The sequence below is a fragment of the Spirosoma foliorum genome (genome assembly GCF_014117325.1).
Lineage (GTDB): Bacteria > Bacteroidota > Bacteroidia > Cytophagales > Spirosomataceae > Spirosoma > Spirosoma foliorum.
Genome location: NZ_CP059732.1, coordinates 3,660,286 through 3,684,255, shown reverse-complemented (window position 1 = coordinate 3,684,255; position 23,970 = coordinate 3,660,286). Strand labels below are relative to the sequence as shown.

Annotated in this window: 18 protein-coding genes and 1 pseudogene; 3 read left to right on the top strand and 16 right to left on the bottom strand. The window is 46.4% G+C overall.

Annotation, left to right across the window (positions count from 1 at the left end; translation table 11 throughout):
• Positions 1-94 precede the first annotated feature (94 nt).
• Positions 95-643, bottom strand: coding sequence for a glycosyl hydrolase family 95 catalytic domain-containing protein (locus H3H32_RS15540; protein WP_374191843.1), 549 nt, complete (start codon positions 641-643; stop codon positions 95-97).
• 678 nt (positions 644-1,321) lie between these two features.
• Between H3H32_RS15540 and H3H32_RS15535 the strand changes: the two genes are divergently transcribed.
• Entirely contained in the window at positions 1,322-1,717 is a 396-nt protein-coding gene (locus tag H3H32_RS15535; protein WP_182463565.1) for a hypothetical protein, read from the top strand.
• Between the two features lie 8 nt (positions 1,718-1,725).
• Here the strand turns inward: H3H32_RS15535 and H3H32_RS15530 are convergent, their stop codons facing one another.
• The 6 genes and pseudogenes from H3H32_RS15530 to H3H32_RS15510 all read right to left on the bottom strand — a co-directional run bounded on the left by H3H32_RS15530 (position 1,726) and on the right by H3H32_RS15510 (position 9,758).
• On the bottom strand, positions 1,726-2,637 hold the full coding sequence (locus H3H32_RS15530) for a helix-turn-helix domain-containing protein (RefSeq protein WP_182463564.1): 912 nt from the start codon (positions 2,635-2,637) through the stop codon (positions 1,726-1,728).
• 224 nt (positions 2,638-2,861) lie between these two features.
• Positions 2,862-3,677: an SDR family oxidoreductase gene (locus H3H32_RS15525; protein ID WP_182463563.1), complete on the bottom strand. Its 816-nt coding sequence runs from the start codon at positions 3,675-3,677 to the stop codon at positions 2,862-2,864.
• 398 nt (positions 3,678-4,075) lie between these two features.
• Positions 4,076-5,395, bottom strand: a complete 1,320-nt coding sequence (locus H3H32_RS15520; RefSeq protein ID WP_182463562.1) for a Gfo/Idh/MocA family protein — start codon at positions 5,393-5,395, stop codon at positions 4,076-4,078.
• Between the two features lie 122 nt (positions 5,396-5,517).
• Positions 5,518-5,901: a c-type cytochrome gene (locus H3H32_RS38435; protein WP_445265560.1), complete on the bottom strand. Its 384-nt coding sequence runs from the start codon at positions 5,899-5,901 to the stop codon at positions 5,518-5,520.
• Between the two features lie 660 nt (positions 5,902-6,561).
• A pseudogene (locus tag H3H32_RS38015) lies at positions 6,562-7,580 on the bottom strand (DUF7133 domain-containing protein); the annotation flags it as partial.
• Positions 7,581-8,051: 471 nt separating this feature from the next.
• Positions 8,052-9,758 carry a hypothetical protein gene (locus H3H32_RS15510; RefSeq protein ID WP_182463561.1) on the bottom strand — a complete coding sequence of 569 codons (1,707 nt, stop codon included), beginning with the start codon at positions 9,756-9,758 and terminating at the stop codon, positions 8,052-8,054.
• A gap of 272 nt (positions 9,759-10,030) precedes the next feature.
• On the opposite strand from H3H32_RS15510, the gene H3H32_RS15505 reads away from it, so the two are divergent.
• On the top strand, positions 10,031-10,795 hold the full coding sequence (locus H3H32_RS15505) for a DeoR/GlpR family DNA-binding transcription regulator (RefSeq protein ID WP_182463560.1): 765 nt from the start codon (positions 10,031-10,033) through the stop codon (positions 10,793-10,795).
• A 22-nt stretch (positions 10,796-10,817) separates the two neighbouring features.
• Here H3H32_RS15505 and H3H32_RS15500 read toward each other — a convergent pair whose 3' ends face one another.
• Entirely contained in the window at positions 10,818-11,528 is a 711-nt protein-coding gene (locus H3H32_RS15500) for a LytR/AlgR family response regulator transcription factor (RefSeq protein ID WP_182463559.1), read from the bottom strand.
• A gap of 181 nt (positions 11,529-11,709) precedes the next feature.
• Positions 11,710-12,753 carry a sensor histidine kinase gene (locus H3H32_RS15495; protein WP_182463558.1) on the bottom strand — a complete coding sequence of 348 codons (1,044 nt, stop codon included), beginning with the start codon at positions 12,751-12,753 and terminating at the stop codon, positions 11,710-11,712.
• Between the two features lie 240 nt (positions 12,754-12,993).
• Between H3H32_RS15495 and H3H32_RS15490 the strand changes: the two genes are divergently transcribed.
• On the top strand, positions 12,994-15,438 hold the full coding sequence (locus tag H3H32_RS15490; protein WP_182463557.1) for an outer membrane beta-barrel protein: 2,445 nt from the start codon (positions 12,994-12,996) through the stop codon (positions 15,436-15,438).
• A 4-nt stretch (positions 15,439-15,442) separates the two neighbouring features.
• Here H3H32_RS15490 and H3H32_RS15485 read toward each other — a convergent pair whose 3' ends face one another.
• The 7 genes from H3H32_RS15485 to H3H32_RS15455 form a co-directional block, all read right to left on the bottom strand.
• Positions 15,443-15,796 carry a TerB family tellurite resistance protein gene (locus H3H32_RS15485; RefSeq protein ID WP_182463556.1) on the bottom strand — a complete coding sequence of 118 codons (354 nt, stop codon included), beginning with the start codon at positions 15,794-15,796 and terminating at the stop codon, positions 15,443-15,445.
• A gap of 173 nt (positions 15,797-15,969) precedes the next feature.
• Entirely contained in the window at positions 15,970-16,071 is a 102-nt protein-coding gene (locus H3H32_RS37530; RefSeq protein ID WP_240543828.1) for a carbonic anhydrase, read from the bottom strand.
• Positions 16,072-16,146: 75 nt separating this feature from the next.
• Positions 16,147-16,548: a hypothetical protein gene (locus H3H32_RS15475; RefSeq protein WP_182463555.1), complete on the bottom strand. Its 402-nt coding sequence runs from the start codon at positions 16,546-16,548 to the stop codon at positions 16,147-16,149.
• 204 nt (positions 16,549-16,752) lie between these two features.
• Positions 16,753-18,114, bottom strand: coding sequence for a HAMP domain-containing sensor histidine kinase (locus H3H32_RS15470; protein ID WP_182463554.1), 1,362 nt, complete (start codon positions 18,112-18,114; stop codon positions 16,753-16,755).
• Complete coding sequence (locus H3H32_RS15465) at positions 18,111-18,806, bottom strand: response regulator (protein WP_182463553.1); 696 nt, start codon at positions 18,804-18,806, stop codon at positions 18,111-18,113. The genes H3H32_RS15470 and H3H32_RS15465 overlap by 4 nt, the downstream gene beginning before the upstream one ends.
• 240 nt (positions 18,807-19,046) lie before the next feature.
• Positions 19,047-21,791: an alpha-d-galacturonidase gene (locus tag H3H32_RS15460; protein ID WP_182463552.1), complete on the bottom strand. Its 2,745-nt coding sequence runs from the start codon at positions 21,789-21,791 to the stop codon at positions 19,047-19,049.
• A 115-nt stretch (positions 21,792-21,906) separates the two neighbouring features.
• The gene (locus H3H32_RS15455; RefSeq protein WP_220472644.1) at positions 21,907-23,946 is read right to left on the bottom strand and encodes an aceric acid hydrolase; all 2,040 of its coding nucleotides are present in this window, start codon (positions 23,944-23,946) and stop codon (positions 21,907-21,909) included.
• Positions 23,947-23,970 lie beyond the last annotated feature (24 nt).

Below are 23,970 nucleotides of genomic sequence, written 5' to 3'. Positions count from 1 at the left end.
CCCTATAGGCCTATCTAATCCCGTATTCATATTATATTAGTAATCTTGGCGTGATGGCGGATGTAAGCATCTGCCATCACGCCAAGATTGTGGATTACAACACCGTCAAGTCGCCATTCAGCTTGTACGTTTTTCCTTTTTCAGTTTTGAGCTGTAGCTGCTTGTCGCCATATCGAAGTACGCAGGTTTGCCCAGCTTTAGAGGTAATATCGACTCCGCTCAGCTGCCCGTTTTGCCAGCGGATATTTAGGGTAAACCCACCTTGCGCGCAAATGCCGTTGATGTAGCCCGTTGGTAAGGCGGAAGGAAGGGCGGGTAGCAGATCAAGTGTTTTCCCCTGACTTTGCAACAGCATTTCGGTAATGCCGCTCGAACCCCCAAAGTTGCCGTCGATCTGGAAAGGAGGATGAGCGTCGAAAAGGTTAGGGTAGGAGCCACCGCCTGTAGTACCTTCTGGCGAAATGGCTGGCCGGAAGAGAAGTTTGAGCATGTTATACGCATGATTCCCATACCGGAAGCGTGCCCAAAAGTTGATTTTCCAAGCCAGACTCCAGCCCGTTCCTTCATCGCCACGTTCCAATAACGATTGCCGTGCCGCTTTCATGAGGTCGGGTGGATCATTCGATTTCTCGAATTTTTGCAGTCGTTCATCAGTAGGCAGGTTCTAGTTAGGAGAGTCTCCCAAATTGAGTGTTAGTGTATTGAAGTACGATTGACAATCGCGCACATGGGCTGCTTTGACCGTATCAAAACGCTTGGCTCGTAGCGCCTGGAAAGGACGCTGGCTCATCGCGGCAGGATCACCCGAAACGTCTTTGTAGTTTTTGAAATTAGTCCCTGCTGTTAAATATACCGTCGCTTCGTCGGCTCACGACACGATAAGTTTCCCGTCTGATACCGTTATCTGACCTTTTTGGGTCTGAATATGCAGCAGACTTTCGCCTTTTAAAGCCCCGTTACTGACCTGAACCGACAAGGCAATCGTTTGCTTATCAATTTGCCGTTCTCGGATACTGTGAGTTTGTTGGGGTCAGCTACTTGTTCGGTCGTTTTACAGGCAAGTATACTGAATGATAAAAAGATAAAAAGTAGTAATCGTTTGCGCATGAGATTTAGCATGCACAAAGAATGAGTTTTATCTAGCTGCTTCTTTGTATGATTTTATCAATCACCAATTTTTCTAAAATGAAGTACCTGGAAGTTGTGAGTTTGGAAAGGGAAATAGCTTACTGATTGAAGAAAATAAGTGTGTGGTTTGTGTGAAGATGGGCCACAAACGATTCTATACGCTAAATTCACTCGAAAGTACTATTTTTGGTAGGTGAACCGACGTATACATCCCGACGACCTTGATGCTTCCCCCTATAAAGAGTTGATCCAAACTCTGGCTTTTCAATGGGTTAGTGCCGACTTGCCTGCCGGTACGATAACTTATGATAATTATATCGTGGCCATTCGTACGTTGCTCTTAACGACGCAAAATCCGACACGAACGGCGACTGTTGTTCGGGCTGTTCTAAAGCAGGCCGTTGAGCTCAATAAAACATCGTTTTGGGTAGAAGAGGAACTCAAGTTTGAGGGCATGATCGATGGTGCTGATCGGAATGATTTTTTGTTGCTCGAACTCAGTCAGGCTGATGAGGTCGATGACCGAATGCTCGATATCTACAACGAGCGTGTGAACCGATTTACCTCCGATATAGCTGGTGATTCGTAGCCTTTCATCTAATTCATACTTCTAAACTCTACAGGTGTTTTGCCCGTTTTTTGCTTGAAAAGTTTATTGAAGTATTGAGGATAGTCAAACCCTAATGAGTAAGCAATTTCGCCAACGGATTTATTGGAGTTTAATAAACTATTTTTTGCTTCCTCAATTAAATAAAAATGGATATGATCCTGGGCATTTTTGCCCGTTTCCTTTTTTAATAAATCACTTAAATAGCCGGGTGATAAGTTTACCTGTTCTGCTACAGATTTTACAGTAGGTAAGCCATTTTCGTTTATGTCATTTCGTTTAAAATAGTTGCTCAATATTTTTTCAACCTGAGCAACTATCAGATTATTCGAATGCTTTCTGGTAATAAATTGTCTGCCATAAAATCGAGAACAATAATTTAATAGCAATTCGATGTTGGATACAAGAATATCCTGACTATGGAGATCTATATTTTCCTGTAATTCGGCTCGTAATTTCAGGATGCAATCATATAAAATCTGTTTCTCTTTTTCGGATAAATGAAGCGACTCCGAGATTTCGTAAGAGAAAAAGCTGTACCCCTTCATTTTGTCGTTCAGTGAAGTAGCTCTGATTAAGTCGGGGTGAAAAAACAATCCCCAGCCCATCATATTCTCTGATACGTCAATTTCATTATCCATTTCGAGTACCTGATTGGGAGCCATACAAATTAGGCTACCGTCTTGAAAATCAATAACTTTTCGGCCGTATTTTATATTGTTTCTATTGTAGGTTTTGAATATTAATGCGTAGAAATCGGAAGAAATCTTTGTTTCGGCATTTATCGATTCATTCACCTGACTAAAATCGACAACGGCAATCAATGGATGTTGTATGAGGGTATCCAATTGAAAGAAATTGACAATATCATTGACTGTTTGTAAATGAATAAATACACTCATAGCCTATTGATTGATTCTTGTAAGTATTTTGATTTTCTGTAATTACTATTTATTGAATCACTTTTTTGTCATTCCGACGATAGGAGGAATCCGCTCCGGCAGCCCGGTCAAGCTTGACTAATACACAACGTTGAGATTCCTCCTATCGTCGGAATGACAAAAAATAAGGCAAAGAATTTAGTAGGGACTTCAACATTCATTTTAGTCCCTACTAAATTCTTTAGTTAAAGCCCAAACTGCATTTTCATGTTTTTGATGAAAAGCTCATCACTCGATTCCTGACGGTTTTCTATGATTGCTTTGGCATCGTCTCCTGCTGTGTACCGTAGCTGGTTAGTACCGTCGGTAGCGGCCTGATAAATTACATTAGCTACTACACTTGCCGGAGACGCGTTTATAAATAGAGCGGGCAACGCCGACATTACTTTGCCAACCATAGGCTGGTATTCGGTAAGCGTTTCATCGTTACTAAAGTCAAATGAACTGCCCGAAAAATTAGTAGCAATCGCCCCCGGTTCAATGATTTTTACCTTTCCCCCAAACTGCTCAACTTCATAGCTCAACGATTCGGAAATGCCTTCGACGGCAAATTTGGTTCCATGATACAAGGCGCCTAAGGGGAAGGTCATTTTACCGCCAATGGAAGATATATTAATGATTACCCCGCTTTTGTTTTGGCGGAAGTGGGGGAGCAGGGCCTGGGTAACATCTAGGAGGCCAATAACATTAGTGTCAAACTGGCGAACGATTCGCTCCCTGGCAAAAGATTCTAAAGGGCCATAAGCGCCATAGCCTGCATTGTTCAACAATACATCAATTTTCCCCATTTTCTGGATGCCTTCTTTTACGGCTCGCCGAATAGAATCCAAATCCAGAACATCGAGTTGGGTAACCAAAACATTATCCAGGGCGGTTAATTCCGTTTCCTGTTCAGGCTTCCGCATAGTAGCGATCACGTTCCAGCCTTTTGCCTGAAATAACTTCGCTGTTTCTTTACCAATACCGGTACTTGCACCCGTAATAAAAATTGTCTGATTCATTTTTTGACAGTTTTAATTCGGATGCAAAGTTTTCGGTAAACGCTGGCTTGCGAATAATACGAATTCAGGGAGATTGTATGCTTTTTACGGATTCTGGCTGGAGACTGGGGATAGCAAAAGATCTAGTGTAAGTATTGTCCACAGAGGTACAGAGTCCACAAAGATTTTTATCTTTCATTGAAACTGTTTAAACTTTTCCTTCTATGGAAAAATCTAGGCTGTTTTTTGTCATTCCGACGTCAGGAGGAATCTCAACGTTGTGTATTAGTCAAACTTGAGATTCCTCCGTCGGAATGACAAAAAATAATTCAGTTTTAGCGAAATTTAGAAAGTCTAAATAGCTTAACTACCAGACCATTAAAGCTCCGTGCCTCTGTGGACAATAAATTCAGCAATTCTTAAATCTTAATCCCCCATTCGTTTGTCATTGGGCGACCAAGGAGCGCATTGGCTTCATCGTCATTTTTGAATTGCTCTTTCTTCGGATTCCATTGAAGCGGCCGTTTCAGTCGATAGGCGATGTTGCCAATATTACAAACCGATGCTGTTCGATGACCAATTTCGACGTCGCAAATGGGCTTGCTGCGTTTCCGCATGGCATCAAAAAAGTCTTTGTAATGATTGTCGCTGTGGTACACGTGCTTCTCGTTTTCGCCAATCACTTTTGTCGCTAACGAAGAGGGTGTAGTTTCCAGTTTTTTGCGCTGAACCCGTAGTTCTCCTTCCGTTCCGGTAAAGAGAATAGCATTGCTCCAATCCCATTTCTCGTGGGTCATCACAATCCCGTTGTCGTAGCGATAGGTTAAGAATGGATGCTCCTTACCATCGGGGGCAATGACCTCAACAGGGCCACTGTTATCCATATCCAAAGACCACTGCACAATGTCGAACATATGAGCACCCCAGTCGGTAACCATGCCGCCCCCAAACTCCCGGTAATTGCGCCAGTTTGGGAATACGTCTTTTGAGATTGGAGGGGCTAATTCTGAATTAAACGCAACGGGAGCATTGGGTCCGAGCCATTTACTCCAGTCCAGCCCATCGGGAATTGGCTCCGCAGGGAGATCGTAGGGGGTAGGCGGAGGACCAACGTTTACTTTGATGCTTTTAACCGTACCGATATAACCATTTCGAATCAATTCGGCTGTTTGGCGAAACTCCGGCCACGACCGTTGCATACTTCCGGTTTGGAACACACGGTTGTATTTACGTGCCGCGTTTACCATCGCCCGCCCTTCTTTAACGGTTAGGGCAAGGGGTTTTTCGCAGTAAATATCTTTTCCGGCTTCGGCTGCCCGAACGGCCATCGCTGCATGCCAGTGGTCGGGTGTGGCAATGACGACGGCGTCGACATCTTTGCGGGCGAGCAAATCCCGGAAATCAGTATAGACCGGTACATCGGAGTAAGCGCCTAACTGCGTGTTTTTCTCATAATGCGCCTTGATTCGATCGAGAGCCAGTTGAGATTTGGCTTTGTACACTTCACTGATGGCCACAATTCGGGCTTCGTTGGTGCCCAGAAATGAGTTAATCAGGCCTTTACCTTGCTTCCCTGTGCCAATAAAACCCAGTGAAATGACATCGCTGGGGGCTAGGTATTTCGAGCCATCGGGCCGTTTGCCGCCCAATACATACCGGGGGACAATCATAAATCCCGCTACGGCAGCGGCTGTTTTTCCAATGAAATCCCGGCGATTGATTGACTGTTCCTCGTTCATTATAAACCTGAATTAAGCGTTGCTGACAGATTAGTTAATTAAACACAACCGTTCGTTTTTCCGACCGGATTGTTTGTAGTTGGAAAAAGCCATTTCTGGGTTCATTCCTAATGTACGATTGCTTAATTTCGATTGGCGGGCGGAAAAAGGTTGTCAAACGCATCGATCGTCCAGGCCGTATTGACGGTTGAATACTGCTCGCGAAGGGCTTTCACATCGGCTGGCTGAACAACTGCCGATTGGCGTCCATTGGCGACTCGTATGGAAGTCCCCACGAATTCGTAGCGGATATAGCTGATAACCGAAGCAATCCATTCATCGGAATTCTCTTTCATCGAAGCCATTTCGCTCGGATACGATTTGCCTTCAATGGGGCCTTTTAGCCCATTTAGGAGAATCCGAATGGCGATTTCTTTGTCGGCGTTCACATGTTTGGCTCCCCGTAAAGCAGGCGCAGCATTGGTCGGAAGTCCTTTTCCATCGCCACCATGACAAGGCGAACACATGGATTTGTAAATTTCACTACCGCCTACAATCAGTTTTCGATCTGCTGGCGAAAAGCCTGCCAGTTTGGCTCCGTAGATCTTGGCGTCCTCATTTTTATCAATGCTCTTTTTAACGCTCGCCAGCATCTGATTCGTCGAATTCTGGGTTAGAATGTCCTGCGAAATTCGTTTGGCAAGCTCATTCTTACTAGCGCCCAACGATAAAAGTACCTGAACTTTTACATCGTAATTGGCGTCGGTCGCTAATTTTCCTACTTCCTCAATCCATCGATTGTCATTCTTTTTGATGTAAGGTTCGCTCATCCAGACGGCGGCCCGCCTGATTTGTGGATCGGAATCTTTTAACGAAACCGCGAGGATTTCTTTAGTAATTCCATTCAGCCCTTCGAGCGTCCATAAGGCATGCAGGCGTCCCAACGCGGAGACATTTTTCTTGCCGGTAGCCATCAGGGTTAACTCCGGTACAACCGATTTGTCGCCTAAAACGATGATCTGCTTTTGGGCATTATCGCGCCACCACCCATTTGGATGATCCAGATAAGCGAGCAGATTGCTGGCTGGAACATCGAGAAGAGCCGGTTTAGGCCCGCGTTTGTATCCATCATGAACCAATCGCCAGATTCTACCGCGTTGATTCACCTTGGCCAGTCCGTAATAGTCAATTTTTCCCCGCAGATAACTCCCTTTCTGGGTCCAGTTGGATTCCTGAATAATGCCCCGATTCATATCGATAATATACAGGCATCCATCGGGCCCGGAGTACGTATTAACGGGTCTGAAAAAGGCATCGGTGCTGGCTATGAATTCTTTGTGGTTATAGACATTCTCCAGATACGTTTTGCCGTCGCGGTTAACGACTTTCGCGCGTCGGATAATCGGGCAACTGGTTCGTTGATGATGTAATCGCCCACTAAATCGGCGGGCAGGCGGTCACCTCTAAAAATGGATTGACCATTGGCCGAGGTAAAGTGGTTCAGCGTGCTGTCCGGACGTACTCGGGGCAATCCACCCTGTACATCGGGGTTCTGTATCCGCGACCAGACCGGGCTGAACGTTTCTTCGCTATAAGCATCGGCAAACTCGAGCTGACCATATTTGGGGTTGATCTGAAAGCCAGAACCAGCGTTTTCGCCACCACCCCGGCTGAAGAATAAACGCCCATAATTATCGGAGGTTAAGCCCCATTGGCCATTCGAACCACTGTGTAGCGAATCGGGTTGGAGCATTCCGTTTACGTAGCGAAACCGGATTGGGTCAACGGTTTGATAGATGTAGTTATCGATGTTCCAGATCAAGCCACTACGTTGGTGTTCCAGATTTCCGGGGGCAACTTTCCCTACTGTATAAACCGCCTTTTTTACGTCCGAAACGCCATCTCCGTTGGTGTCTTTGTAGCTGAAAATATCGTAGGTATCAGTCTCGTTGACCAGTAATTCGTGGTTGACGCACAGGAGCATACGGGGCAAAATCATGTCTTTGATAAACACCGAACTTTTGTCCATTTTGCCATCATTGTTGGTGTCTTCCAGCAACATAACCCGACTTTTGGCGTCCTTCGTCCCGGTACCATCCGCATCCTGCGTATACGTTTCCATTTGCGCCACGTACATTTTGGCATTGCCATCCCAGGCAATAGCAACCGGCTCCGTGATCATTGGCTCACTCGCCACCAACTCCATATGATAACCTTCCGGAATGATGAATCTCGCCTGACTTTGTTCTGGGGTGAGGGGTGTAAGGACGAACGGCAACGTGTCTTTAACTGGAGCAACCTGACTGGGCGACGTTGTAGCCACCGTTGTTGTGGTAGGGCTTTTAGTCGCTACTTTAACCGAACAGGCATAAATGACTACCGCAAAAGCTAATAAGCCGTATTTAAGGTTACTGTGTTTCATCTTATTTTTAATGACCTGTTTTTAGACTGTCTATTATCCAAGATCTATTCACAGTCTAATGGACGGGGAGTTAAGATTCTACTCTAAAGTTTCTTTGGATCGTTTTACCCACGGGCTTCAGCCAGTGTTCCAATTCAACGCATACACAGACCGAGGCAGATCCATTAGAGGTTAATTAGCTCAACTCAATCAGTCCGTGTTTCAATTCAACGCGTGCACAGGCTAAAGCCCGTGGGTACAACAAAACCATACAGCTTAACTTAATAAAAGGCTGTGTTTGAATGGCGTAAATCCCGTCAGATAAACGGTGGGCGTATCCAGCGCGGGTAAGGCACCTCGCAATTGAATGCCTTTGTGGGCCACTCTGCCCGGCCCGAAGTGGATGGTATCACTCCCGACTGTATACGAGCCCGATTCGCCTGCCAGCAGGTAGGCTTTGTCTTTGTTCGGATAGTTTGCAACGCCAGCCAATATACCCCCCGCTCGAAAGATTAGCTCCAGCGCTACCGGAACGCCCTCAGTGCCCACCATGTCAATGTCAATTTGTAGGCCATTGGGGGTTTCTTTCACGGCAACCGTTGTCTCCAGCTTTTGGACCTCACTTTGCTGGCGGTTGCTTCTTGGCATTTTATCCCAATCGCCGTCAGGGGCAATCTTGTCGGAGGAAAAAGGCTGGTAATAGGGGCCTTCCAGCGAGTTGTGCATCACCCAGTTATTGCCTTTCTGCTCAATCTTACTGGCCTGAAATTGCCCTTTTCCGAAAAATGAAGCCGCTACCCGGACGCCCTGCAACACAGCATTTCCTTTATGAAAGGTAAGCCAGGCTGCATTATTCGATAAAAGGGTGGCATCCCAATTCCCTCGTCGAATACGTACGAGACCCGAGTAAGGGAACGCTTTGGCGTAGTTAGTAGGCAAGGGCTTACTGGCTGGAAGTTCGTTCCAGAGGGTAGGATCTTCTAAAAAATAATCGAGATAGCCTGCCAGCTGCTCCTTCGGACAAGTGGCTTCGATAAGCCGACACATGGCCGCCATCTCGCCATTTTTATCCAGCAAGGCCATGTATCGGTAGCAATAATAATACTTGGCCATGCTCCCAATGGTCCCTTTGTCCTGCCGGTTCGACGCTTCGGTGACTACCTCGCCATTGGGGTGAACATAGTAAAGCGTCATCATCAGATTCCTGCGGACGGGCTCAAACAGTTCGGGTTTAGGCAGGCCTCTGGCGATGATTATCAACGACCGATCGACGATCGGCGAATAGCTGTTGGTGCTTTTCTCATTGAATTGGCCGTCGGGGTCAATATCGATGTGTTCGGCCAGCCACTGGTTGATTCGGTTGACGTAACGGCTGTCTGGAAACACGCCATTCAGTTTTGTAAGAGCCGCAGAGACCACCCAACGATGGTTTGGCGTATGAATTCCGCCCACAGAGAGCGCATCCCCCGCTTTTTTCAAAAACGTTTTTAGTAAGTCGATTGTCGTTTTCGCACCGTTAACATTGGATTGTACTAAAAACTTATAGGCAGGGATGATATTTTCCGTGAGGAAAGCAGTATCGGGCGTTGAATGAAAGTTGGTATCGATGTAATCGATGGTGCCGTCGGCATTCTGCATCTTGAGCAAAGCTCTGGCTGCCAATTCGATATCGGATAACAATTCTTTGGCTTGATAATGAGTCGATTCAGGGCAGGAGAAAAGCATGCTTGCCCGCATGATAAAGCCGCTGGTCGAATGCGGATTGGGTATTTCCACATCGTTCATGTAGCCGCCCACATACTTGCTGGTTGAGTCAGTAACCTTATAGGGCTTGTAATTGGCCAGCTGTTGGTCGTTGATGCGAATCCATTCGAGTAACCAGGCTGGTTTGGCCGCACGTTGCTTTTCGAGCATCTTAAAACCGGACGCAGACATCAGGCAAAGCGATGTTGCGCCAATCGTTACAAAATTCCGTCTATCCATTCAAGGAAACAGGTTTAGGGAAACTTACCTACCGACATTCTCCAAGTTGGAACTGCCATGAGGTATTCTACTTCTAAGACAAAGTTTTTCGATTTTACCCCCCAATCGTTTTAAAATATCTGGTTTTGGTACAATACACTCGACAGCCCAGATTCGATGCCGAGAACTGCTGAATTTTTGTTTAGTTCCGATTACTTTCGTTTGTCTCGGATAGCGAAGAAGATTATTCTTTTCCTTACTTTTGGCCGATTCAGAAAAGAAAGAATAAGCTTATGTTGCCGAATCAACGTCGGGATAAAATACTCGAACTATTGAAGGAAGATGGCTCGGCCAAAGTAATCGACCTGGCCAGAATCTTTAAGGTAACGGAAGTGACGATCCGTCAGGACCTCGAAAAACTAGAGAAAGATGGCCTCGTGATTAAAGAGCATGGGGGGGCTTACCTGAAAAACGTTGAGGATCAGGTTCGAACGTTTTCGTTGGGTAACCAGGAGAACATTGATCGAAAGGAACTCATTGCGGCCAAATGCATGGAGTTCATTGAGAGCGGAGATACCATCATTCTGGACTCAGGCTCAACCACGACCGAAATTGCCAAGAAACTTCGGGGTTATAAAAACCTCACGGTGATTACCAATGCCCTGAATATTGCCCTGATTCTGGGGGCTGAACCAGGCATTGAAGTCATTATGACGGGGGGTGAATTTAAGCCGCCAACGCTATCGCTAACGGGTCAGAAAGCCGCCGATTTCTTTAGAGGGATCAATGTCCAGAAATTGTTTCTGGCTACAGCAGGTATCTCGTTAAAATCGGGGCTAACCTATCCGAGCCTCAGTGACTTAGTGGTGAAAAAAGCTATGATCGATGCGGCCGATGTGACGTATCTGGTGGCTGATTCAACCAAGATCGGGAAGAGCGCTTTTGCCAGTTTAGGCGCCTTATCGCTGATCGATTACATCATTACGGATGTGGGTATTGAAGAGAAACACAAGCAAGTCTTTCACGATAACGAAATCGAATTGATCATCGCGAATTGATGTGTAACGCCGACGCGCTACTTTACAATCCCAACTCCCTCATAAACTCGTCCTTATAATTACTGCCAATCGGTATTTCGGTGTTGCCGATGAAAATTCGGTTACCTTCGATGTGAGTAATTTTTGATTTGTTGACAACAAATGAGCGGTGCACCCGTAGGAACAGTTTTGGGGGAAGTAGGCTGACAAAGCTCGAAAACGTCATCGTCGGCAGGAAGGTGTTGTGGGTCGTCGTAATTTTTGTGTAATTCCCATTGGCTTCTGCGAATAACAAATCCTCGTGGAGTATTTTGTAGATTTTACCGTCAGTTTTTACAAATGTGTAAGCTTCGGATTTTTCTGGAGTAGTTGCCTGATTTGGTGATAAACTGGGTTGCAAACGTTCTAACGCTTTATCGACAGCAACAATAAATCGTTCCAGCGAAAAGGGTTTTAATAAGTAATCGCAGGCCGATAAATCAAACGCGTCTAGTGCATATTCTTTATAGGCCGTTGTGAAAATCACCTGTGGCTGATTTTTGAGCGTTTTCAAAAAAGAAATGCCATTCAGAACGGGCATGTTGATGTCTAAAAACAAAATATCGACTGATTGCTTTTGTAATTCAGCTTTGGTCGCGATGGCATTATCGCAGGAGGCAACCACAGTCAGAATGGGCAAATGATTGCAATAGGTTTGTATGATCTCCCGCGCAATCGGCTCATCATCAACAATTAAACAACTGACAGTCTTCATTTTAGAAGGGTATTAAACACAGAGGGCCAGGGTGATAAATAATATGGATTTTTGTCATTCCGACGCCAAGAGGAATGACAAAAAAAGCATAGTTTATTGACTATTAAGAATTTAATTAGCTTCTCAATATAACTCTGTATTCTCTGGGTCTCAGTGACGAACCACTCTGTGTTTAATAAAATCACTTTACCCGAAGTTGTAACAAAACCGTATAAAATCCATCAGTATCCTGAATAGTCAGGTCATGCCTATTGGGATATAATAAATCAAGTCGTTTTCTGACATTAACAAGACCAAGTCCACTACTTTTTTCCAGCGCATCCTGTTTGTTATCAGCAGGGCCGAAGGAGTTTTTTACAGAAAATAGAATTGAATTAGCCCATACTTTTACCTGAATATCAACAACAATTTTCTGATCCAGCGTATTCTTCGAATGCTTAAACGCATTTTCAATGAAGACGATCAGGAGCATTGGGGCAATCTTGATTGCCGGGTCGATTCCACTTTCTATTGACGTTGTTAAGTCAAGTCGATTGCCAATGCGTATTTTCTCGAACTCAATGTAATTGTTAATGTACGCTAATTCATCGAGCAGAGGCACAAACAACTCTTTAGCGTCGTATACAGAATACCGTAATAGGTCAGCGAGTTTCAATAAAAGCGTTGGTGTTTTATCTGGCTGCGAAATCGAAAGACCGTACAGATTATTCAGCGTATTGAACAGAAAATGAGGGCTTAACTGCGATTGTAGCAAATGGAGTTCACTCTGACTTTGTTGCGCCTGGGCTCTTGCCTCCTGCAACTGGCTGTTTATTCGGGTTCTGATTAGTTTAAGGAAAAGGCCGCTTAGTACGCAAAAGAGAAAGAACGGTAAGATCAGAAAGATGACAAACATTAACTGATCCGAATGGCTACGTAAACTGTTGGCAAACTGCGCAATCACAAACGCGAAGCCAGTCAGTAGCAGGGGTAAAAAAACTAATAGCCAACTGGGAACCTTTTTGTTGGCGGGTATCCACAAATGCGCAAGGTATCGGCCAAAGTAAATGCCAACCAGACAAAGAAATGTGCCAGCCAGGGCCGCTTCTTCATCGTCTTTTTCCACCACCGTTTGCGTATACAAATTGATGATCAGATAGATTGGAACTGCGGAAAGCACGCAGATGAGCAGATGCTTCTGTAATCCGGTTAGCTCGTTTACACCTGTGTTTTGTTCTTTTTTCACGATCACTTGATGAATTGGGAGGTACAAAGCTGAACACGCAAATCGAGACCGCTAAACGTACAGGACAGACACGTAAAAATAGCTGACGAAATCTCGGTAAACGCGTACGAAGCAATTCGACATCCCAAAAATGGATTCTGTCAGACTGATCCTGTTGTCCGACACAATTAGTTTCTGAGCCGCTCCACCCCGCCAATATTTGCTCATCATCTTATTGAGCCGTGCTCTTAAACATACACCATGCGACCTGTTTTGCTAATTATCTTCTGTTTTGTGGTAGCCATTTCCTTATCTGCCCACGGGCAGACCAAACTCATCAATGGGCTCGTGAAGGATCTCCAGAATGAACCCATACCAGGTGCCACCATTCGACTGATTAACGTGACTGATTCAACGCAGCTACTCGGTGAGTTGACCAGCGTAAGCGGAAAATTTACCTTTAAAAACCTCTCGAATGGCAGCTATCGTCTACAAGTGACAAGCGTCGGAAATAACGACTACCGAACTGGAATAATAACCATTGATGACCAGCACCCGATTATCGACTTGCCCGTGTTTATCGTAAGTCCTTCAAAAACAACGCTGAAAGAAGTAACCGTAGTGGCTAAGCGACCAATGATTGAGCAGGAGCTTGACAAAACCATCGTGAATGTAGATGCCATGATTGGCAGTGCGGGCAGCAATACCCTGGAAGTACTGGAAAAAACACCCGGCGTTACGGTGGGCACTGACGGAGAAATCAGCCTGAACGGAAAAACGGGTGTGCTCGTCCTGGTCGATGGTCGGCCCACGTATATGTCGGGGCAGGATTTGGCGGCTTATTTGAAATCCTTGCCGGGTGGCTCTTTGGATAAACTGGAACTGATGACCAACCCGCCCGCCAAATACGATGCAGCTGGCAGTTCGATCATTAATATTCGACTGAAACGCAATCGGGTACAGGGCTTTACCGGCAGTGTCTCGGCCAGTTATAGTCAGGGCGTTACGAGTCGAAGTAATGATGTGGTTAACCTGAATTACAATCACAGGAAGGTAAATCTGTTCGGAAGTGTCGGCTATAACAAAGATGGTAATTACTCAACGGATGTGTATGACCGGACATTTTATGATGCTACTGGGGCGATAAACTCGTCGGTGCAATTGCAGAATCAATATACCTACACTAGCCACGGTGGTATGGCCAGATTGGGTATGGATTATGCCGCGTCGACGAATACGACTTATGGGTTCCTCGTGGCGATTCAAAATCGATCCAGGCAGGATAGACTCGATTATACCAGTAAAACTTATGGTCAACGTTCGGAATTAAGTTCAATTGGAACGGGCTTTACCGATGGTAATTACCCGTGGCTGAATACCAGCGCCAACGCCAATGTTCTGCATAAATTCAAGGATACGGGACGGGAACTGAGTGCAGATCTGAATTATATCACCTATAATTCGACGGGCGATCAGGTACTAAAAACCGCTGTTAATCAACCCGATGGGGCGCTCATTAACAACAATCAGTTTGTGTATAGTCTGCCGTCGGACATTACGATTTACTCGGCCAAAGCCGATTATGTGCATCCGCTACGAAATAAAGCAAAACTGGAAGCCGGGATTAAATCGAGCGTGGTCGACAATGACAACAACTCGCAGTATTACGCCGTAGTGGGCGCTATCCAGACGCCCGATTATACAAAGTCTAATCACTTTACCTACCACGAAATTATCCATGCGGGATACATCAACTTCCGAAAAGAGTGGAAGCGGTTCGCAACACAGGGTGGCTTCCGGCTCGAAAATACGCAGATAACCGGGCGTCAATTAGGGAATCCTGAGGTCGCCGAAACATCGTTTAACAGGACGTATACAAGTTTATTCCCAACCGCTTTTCTTAGCTATAAAGTAGATAGTGTCGGAAATAATACATTGACTGCCAGCGTTACCCGACGCATAAATCGGCCTAATTACCAGTCGCTTAACCCCTTTTTGTTTTATCGGGATCAGTATTCGTTCACAACAGGTAATCCCTACCTTAAGCCCCAGTACAATTATCAGTACGAACTCAAATACCAGCACAAACAATACATTGGTATTGCGATCCAATACGGTCGATTTACGGATGTGATTTTTCAGTTAACGCAGGCCGTAGGCGATATTTTTTACATCCGTCCCGGCAACGTAGCCAGTGGTTATATTCTGGGTCTTGCCACCAATCTATCGCTGTCGCCTACAAAATGGTGGACTATTAACGCCAATGGGCTGATCGGACGGATGGCACTCAATGGTACGGCCTATTCTGAAAATCTTACCCCTGGTTTGTACACTGTACGAATGGATTTGTTCAATCAATTCAAATTCGACAAAGGATGGGCAGGTGAGTTGAGCAGTTTTTATTCGGGTAAAAGCATTTCCGGGCAAACTATAACCAATCCTCGCTTTCGGCTTGCTGCTGCCGTGCAAAAGAAAATATTGCAGAACAAAGGCAGTCTTCGGCTTACACTAGAGGATATTTTTCATTCATGGAAACCAACCGATCAAACGGTTAGCCTACAACAAGCTGCAGCTTTTCATACCAACGAAACCGATACCCGAAGAATTGGCCTGGCCTTTACCTACCAGTTTGGTAAAGAGACCTTTGCGCGAAAACGAAGACATGCCGACAATGCCGCCGATTCAGAAAAGGGTAGGGTAGACTAAGGCGTTAGAGCGCCCGGATGTCTCGCCAAAATTGCCGAATAAACAATCGTTCCTCCGGCGAGATACCGTTGTGTGCTCCGGCAACCCGCAGGAGAATACGAACGAATCGTTTCTTGATGTGTTCTGTAAGCTCGAGCCGCTTCGCCACTAACCGACGCATGCCAAATGCATAGGCATCGTGTCCAGGTTCGCCCGTGTTTTCCCGCAGAAAGAAAGCTGAAAGAGCTAAATCGCCATAAGGCCCCTGCGCCAGAAGCGCTTTAACGGCCCACTGTTCCTGTTTATGAAGGCGACCATCTAGTTTGGATAAGGCATAAACAATACTGCCCAGACTCATCGATAAATCGGGAGAATACATGGTTGTTGAGTAGTTAAAGGATAAGTTTTAGGTAATAGAAGCAGGGCTGGCCAATAAACTGGCAGCCCTGCCGGGTAATCGCACGCTATTGAAGAACTAATTGGCAGGCCGCTTTTAGGCGTACACGGGTTCTAGCCAATACACATCTTTGATATAACGTAGCCAGTTGTCGATCAGGCCAACCTGTTGCTGACCATAACGGCTGCTACCCCGCCACAACCATACTGACCACATACGATTACGTGTTGAACTTCGAGCTTGAGTACGCTCAACATGCTCATGTCGTTGAGAATAAGTTAGATTGAAAAGAAAAGCTTCATAACGAATGTTTAATCGCAATGGACAGCTTCTTAATTGCCTTCGGTAGTGGCTTGAGACTGTGGTTTGTTCGCTACTTCCGAAGCAGACTTATCGCCTGGATTGGACAGACTAACCCGCTGAATTTTGTAATTGTGCTTGTAATTATGTTTGGCCACATCCATGTCTGGCGTATGGGTAGTCACCACACCGCCAGCCGGGATAGCGTTCGGCACGGGCTGCTTATAGCTAGTCATTGGCCCGCGGGCAAGACCAGGCGCGTTAACCTCAATTCCTTGTTTCGATTCCCACTTCCGAGCGGTAGCCGCTTTGTTAGGGTGTTTATAATTATTGGCCGAATAGGTAACGTCGTTCCGTAATTTGGAATCGTCCTGGGCCGAAGCCGTTAGGATCGAAAGACCACTTAAGGCGAGTATAAACAAGTAAGTTTTCATGGCTTCTTTTGTTGTTTAAGTAGTTGTCAATCCTGAAGAGAACCGGAAAACGGGTTCCAACTGAATGACAGTACAAAGGTCATACCCCAGCGTTAGGCTCGTGTTAGAGCCGCATTAGAACGGCATTAGAAATGCTATCGTAGTTTACTTCAACCCCGGCCCCTCTCCTGAAAAGCAGGAGAGGGGCCGGGGGTGAAGGGGAAGTTAATGAGGCAGCGTGACTATAAACGTAGTCCCCGCATCGACTGAGGATTCGACCTGAATAGTACCCTGGTGTAGTTGAATAATTCGTTCGGCGAGGGGTAGGCCGATACCGTAACCTGGTCGTCCGCTGGCATTTCGGCCTCGCTGGAAAGGGACAAAGATGACGGCTAACTGATCAGTTGGAATGAGCGAGCCATCATTATGAACACTCAGCTGAATCGAGCTACTAGTGGCCGATAAGGTAACGGATACAGTATGGTCTGGTGAAAACTTGCCACCATTATCGATCAGATTAAAAATGGCCGTTTGTAGCAGAGGTTCACTACCGATTAATTGCCACAGACTGCCGGGTGCATCGGGTGGTATCAGATGGGTATGAATCGTGTAGTTTGGTTGAAGTCGCTGAAAATCAAGTCGAATTTTGTCCAGCAGAACATCCAGTTGAACAAGGCCCATTGGCACCGACGATTCGTCCATGTTCGCTTTGGCTAGTGCCAGCAATCCATTGACCATTCGATTTAATCCCCGTACATCGTCCAGCACCGAGTGTAAAGTTGCCCGAAGTTCATCGGGTTCATCATCGGCCAACAGCGAAACCTCTAACTGGCCCGTAATGGCTGTTAGCGGGGTGCGTAACTCGTGTGAGGCATGCGATACAAACGATCGTTGTAGGCTAAAAGCTTCTTCAAGCCGGGTAAGCATCCGGTTGAATCGTCGGGCCAGTTGAGCGAGTTCGTCACCACTGGCGCCTTCGGATAAGCGTAGCGATAGATTTGAGGCCGTAATCTCGTCTATCCGTCTGTTAATCTGAGAGATGGGCTGCAGGGTGCGGCCCGCATAAAATCGTCCGACGATCACCATCAGGGCCGTCATCAGAAACCAGCCAATGGTCAGAATATACGCCAGACTCTGAATGGTACGCCCACCAAAGATGTCGATGGCTGAGGCAAAAATGACCGAAGGAGTTTGATTCTCGGTAAAAAAAATGCCTACCACATCCCGTTCTTTATCGCGCCAGTGGAGCGTTCGTACTTGCCGAACTCGCTTTAATATTCCGGGGGTAATAGTTAGGTAATCAGTACCACTTTCGTAGATTAATTGATTTTGATGATTGTAAATAATGATCTCTTCCTGTGGCAAAACCGTTAACTGATTTTTGTCGATCAGTTTGAATAACGTAGGGCCAACCGGCTCGCGACCAACTAATAAATGCCCTGCCGTCAACGCTTCGGACCGTAAGCGAGTCTGGAATTCGTTCGATACGTATTGTCGGGCCACCAGAAACAGTAGCAGGCAGAAAAAGGCCAGCAAGACCGAGACACTGGCGGTGAACAGAAGAGTCAGTCGATTGCGGAGGCTCATTTTTCTTTCAGCACATACCCCATGCCAATCAGGGTGTGAATCAGTTTAACGGGCGAATCTTTGTCGATTTTGGCACGCAGGTAACTCACATAAACGTCAATCACATTTGTGCCCGTATCAAAACCGATATCCCAAACCTGCTCGGCTATATCTACCCGCGACACCACTCGTCCGGCATTGCGCATCAGGTATTCCAACAGCGCAAATTCGCGGGCAGTCAGTTCAATCGTTTGCCCTCTTCGTCGGGCTACCCGTTCGTGTAAATCAAGCTCCAGATCGGATACGCGTAGAATTCGACCAACTTCTTCGGCCGGAGTCGACCGGCGAAGGAGGGCTTTGAGTCGAGCCAATAGTTCCAAGAAATCAAATGGTTTGGCCAGGTAGTCATCAGCACCCGCATCGAAGCCCAGCAGCTTATCGGCCGTAGTGTCCAGCGCTGTTAACATAAGAATGGGCAACTGCGCTTTCTTCCCACGGATATATTCGGCCAGGTCAAGACCACTGATATCGGGCAGATTGACATCCAGAATAACCAGATCGAAGGCCGTTGAATCGAAGAGTTTTTTGCCTTCCTCGCCCGTCAAGGCCACTTCTACCGTGTAAGCTTGCGTTTGAAGCCCTTTTTTTATGAACGTTGCTACCTTGGGTTCATCTTCAACCAGTAGCAAATGCGCGTTTTGGCCAGTCGTCATACGTTGGATTTACCCTATTGCAAATAAGATGCAAGGTAATGACCAAAACGTAACATGCATCTAAAGGTACCAGCTCAAACAGGGCTTTTCATAAAGCGTTTTGATGTGGCGTCGATTACTAATAACCGACGTTGTGAGGTTTCTTAAAACCGAACTAGTATGTATAAAACGAGGTTTTGAGAAACCTCACAGCGTCAGATGTAAGCATCTGACGCCACAATAAAAAGAATATCGACTGCCTTACTCAAACAGCCAATCGATATTCTTTTTATTCCCAGCAAGACCAGCGTCAAAGGGCGTAATCTCTTGATTGCCATTTATAAAGCCTATCAATAAACAAGCGCCTTTACCCAGATTCAGCGTGTGCTTACCGGCTTTGAATGAATAGGCGTGAATGTTTACGGGTGGTAACCCAGCTACTAGAATTGCGTTTGAAATCTTTATCTCCGACTGCCCGTAATCGTTAGCACTTGCATCCGTTTCGAGCTCGGGCGTTGGCAGGTATTTGGGGTTCTTTTCGTTGAAAAAGCCGATCAACAACTTAACCGGTTCCGTGGTCGAGAATGTCAGGCTGGTGCGCTCCGTTTGCTGTTTCGCTTTGGCTAATTTCAGCCCTTTTACGTTCTTTAGTTCTGGCGCAAAATCACTAATAGCAGCAGCTGTATCCGAAAAAACACGCTGCCCTTTTTCGATGGAAAAGGTTTCAGTCTGAGGAGATTCCAGCGTAACGGTTGCTGAGTTAAGCGGTACAACTTGCTTGGCGACTGTGTTGGTCGTTGATTTTAGTGAATCAATGACATGTTTGAAACGATCCAGTTCTTTCTGATAAACCGGTAACATTTCTTCCCAGGTTATATAGGTCGCATCGACACCCCGCATGGGAATTTTACGCTGTTTTGTTTGCATGCTGTTGGCATACAGATAGTTATCTTTCGTCAATTTCACAAGGTCAGTGTAGTGATTGACGCTGCTTTCCAGTAAAGGCAACGCCTTGTCGAGATCACGAACGTCATTGGAATATTTGTACCGCAGAACCGCCAATGCAGCCCGAGCTTTTTGGGCGTAGAAATTCGCCATGGCATCCTGGCAATAAACATCGTTTCGAAAGCGGGCAAATTCCGCCTTGTTTTTGGGGACGGTACCAGCTGCTTTGTCAATCGCCAGGATGGCTTTTTTACCGTGCTCTACGACTTCATCGGCTATCTGAACAGGGGTTTCGCCAATGTGTTTTTCATGTTTCCAGTCCTTCTCGGCGTAGTCGATAATCATCTCGCCTTCAGGAGCTTCGGATTCGTACAGCAAGGTTAGCAGACCGTAGCGGAAGGGATTTATGAGTTGGGTCATTAACATGCCTAAGGTCAGGGTTTGGCGATTGCCATCGGTAATGCCGTATCGACGTAATAGCTTCGGAGAAATCTCTCCCGTTTGCTCGTAGGCTTCCAGAACATCTTTCCCTTTATCGAGTGGTAAGCCATATTTCTCGGCTAATTGATTGCCCCAGAAGTTAACCTCCTCAGGGCGACTTCGGCCTGATTTCCAGGCGTATCGGCCCCAGGTTTTGTACCAAATCCAGTCACGGTCGAGTTGGAGTAGGCGAGGGGACGTTTTGTCGGCGGTGTAGGGCCAATCCCAGTACGAAGCTTGCGGGTAAAGATGCAATCCGTTGGCACCATACACACTGTGCATCGCCTGCACCGACTTCTGAATAAAATCGGCAGAACCGTAGCGGAACGGCTCCAGGTTAGCCAGAATGTGCACATTTTCAATTTGAACCGTACCAATGTTACTGAGTGTACGGTGCAACTCGGCCCATTTACCCCGTGGTGTATAGGTGGTCAGGGCTTCACCATTGAACTTGGCTTCGGTGTATAGGTTCTTATACAAGGGCAAAGCAGCTTTCATGACGCGAGGTGCATCGGTATCATGGGCACGGAGTACAATGGGGGGTTCGGTCGTTTTGCGGAGGGCTTTCAATCCATCTTTTACGCCCGGAATAATGGTTTTGGTAAACCAGTCCACATCGTCCTGCCCAACGCCTTCCATGGCTTCACCCAGCGCAATGAGCAACCCAACATTAGGGTATTTTTCAACAAAGGCCGCAATTGATTTTCGGGTATAATCGGCAATGAGCGGGATAATTGGCCGGTTGCGGTCCTGGGTTTTAATGTGGTGATGTTCCGCGAAAGGTTTTGAAACGATGATGTTATAAAACATTTGAATCACCCAAATACCCCGTTTATCGGCCTCTTCGGTCAAGAAACTGAACATCTCCTCATTCTTTTTAAAGGTAGCCTCATCGACTTCCACCGCATATGGATAATCTTTCAACCGAACCAGCGAGGCAAATGGATGTCCGTTCCACAAATACAATGAGTTATAGCGATTCTCGACCATCATATCCAGGTAGCGAATCCACAGCGCCTTGTCGTACAGCCAGGGAAACGTTTCGGGCGTATAAGGATATTCATACACATCCCGACCGGGTAGATAGGTAGGCTTCTGAACACCCACACAGGTACCACGAAGCACCATTTCGGGCTTATCGGTCAGGCTGATTTTTCCGGGAAGTTTGCCGGTTTCGGTTATCTGCGATGCCAGCTCCAGACAACCGTACAATGTGCCGGATGGGTCAGTTCCGGCTATGAGCAGTGGTTTTTGAGCATCTTTCTGAATCGTGAAGCCTTCTTTACTTGTATCCCTGGATGCTGTAAGCGCATAATTAGAAGCAACTTGCTTGATGGCATTGTCTGACCATAACCCAATCACAATCTGTTGATTACCGCTTGCTTTCGTTCCCTGAGTTATCGTCGCCTGATAGCCAGCTTTTGTTAACGCCTGTTTCAGCTTCTCAGCGCCAAAAGTAATCCGCACATGGGTGGATGCCGGGACGACGATGGTGACGTTCTTATTTGTCTGTGCCGTTGATGGCTGAAAAGAGATAACGAATAAGAAGAGTGTGAAGGAGAAATATTTGTAGGAAGGCATGCCAGGAATTGGTTTGTCGTGAATGTGGTGTCAGGTTCTTCAACCTGACACAGCGAGGTTTTAAGAAACCTTACTGTGCCGGGTTGAAGAACCCGACATCACTGATAAAAAAAATTTACCGAATCAGCGGAATCCAGACTTCCATTTCCGAATGACCGCGATTGGCCCAAGCGTAGTATGGAATTAGGCGAATGCTAGTCGTTTGGGGTACTTTATCCGACACTTCACGGTACAATTGGTTTGCCCAATTGCCTTCGTTCAGGAGTTTGGCGTCGCCCTCCAGCGCCATCACTTCGCTGTTGTTAACCTTGATAAGGCTCGGTTTGAACTTTACCTTAGTCGATAACCCAATGTTATTTAATTTCGCCGTTTGATTGTCTACTGATTCCGCACAGTACACGATTGGTCCGCGTTTGACCGCCACCTGATTACGATTTTCTTCGACCAGGGGATTCGCTTCCATGAGTTTAACGGGCATCGGCAGGTTGATTTCCACTTTGTCGCCAGGAGCCCATTTTTTGCTGAGTTCAGCGTAAGTACCTGCCTGAAGATTAGTCATGGCGGGCTTTCCGTTTATAGTTATCGTTGCACCCTGGCACCAGCCAGGAATTCGAACAAATACCGAAAAAGGCTTGGCGGGTACTTGCTCGAGTTGAAGGCTAATCGCGCCATCCCAGGGATAATTCGTGGTTTGGGTCAGTCGAATAGCCGATCCATCTTTGAGCGTCGTGTTCAACTGATTACTGCCGAATAGATTCAACCACAGTCCTTTATCTGAAATGCTGTAAGCGTAGTTACTCACTTCCGAAATGGTACGGACAGTGTTAGGCGGGCAGCAATTCGACAGGCGGATATAGTTTTGGCGACCGCCCATCCAGCGCATCTGATACGGATAATCATCCGACGCACTCAGGGGATTAGTGTAGAAAAACTTATTCCCATCCAGACTGATACCCGACAGAATGCTGTTGTACAGAGCCAACTCCATTACATCAGCATACTTGGCGTCACCCGTAATTTGCAGCATTCGGTAATTCCAAAGCAGGTTACCAATGTTGGCGCAGGTTTCGTTGTGAGCCGAATGATTAGGCAGTTGATACGCTTTACCATAAGCCTGGTGAATTTTCTGTACTGATTCAGGCTTGTAAGCAGTGCCTTCGGGCGAAACGCCATCGTAGAGTGCACCACAACCACCCGTTACGTACATTTTGTGATTGACGACATCATCCCACAGCAAATCCAGTGTCGAAAGCAACGTACTATCGCCCGTTTCGGCAAAGACGTCGGCGAATCCTGCAAACAGATAATTAGCGCGCACAGCATGGCCGATTACCTTTTTCATTTTCCGAAAAGGCACCCGATCTGAGTTGTCATCTGTTCCTTCCGAAAGTCCCCGAATGTCGATTAGCTTTTGCGCTAAGGCCAGGTATTTCGGGTCGCGGGTGGTACGGTACATTTCGGTAATACCCATGTAGTGCGACGGGCAGATGGCATTACGGGCTTGCTCGGGGCTAGCATTAGTATAAAAACCAATTAGAAAATCGGTGGCTTTTTTGGCGATGTTTAAGAGAGAAGTCTTGCCTGTAGCACGGTAATGTACGCAGGCGGCTGTCATCAGGTGTCCAAAGTTATAAGCCTCAAAGCTGAGCTTATCATCAAACATCTTCGTCTCGCCCGTTTTCTTCTGCTGGATAATAGCTTTCGTGTAGACATAGCCGTCGGGAGCCTGCGCTTTGCCAATTACGGAGATGGCTTTATCCATCTGCTCATCCAGCTTTTTGTCTTTAGTGAGCGCATACATACTCGCCACAGACTCCAGCATTTTGTAGAAATCGCCATCGTGAAAGGAAGGACCTTTAAAGTTGCCCGATTCCAGACCCGCAGCAATCTCGAAGTTGCGAAAGGCGTGGCTAATGTTGGCGTCGGTATAGGTATTCCATAAGTGTGGCACCATCGAATCCCGACAAACGGCAAAGCGATCCGCCCAGAAACCAGTTGTCCATTTCACGGCGTTCAGATCGGCACTTTCCAGTCGGGCAAACTTACTTTTCGACGTATTGACAAGGGCGTTGGTTTGGCCTAATGCAACTTGCGCCAATGGCATCAGGGCAATTAGCAGAGAAGCGCACCTGATTGATTTCTTATTCAGATTCATATCACTGAATAGCTAGGATAGAAC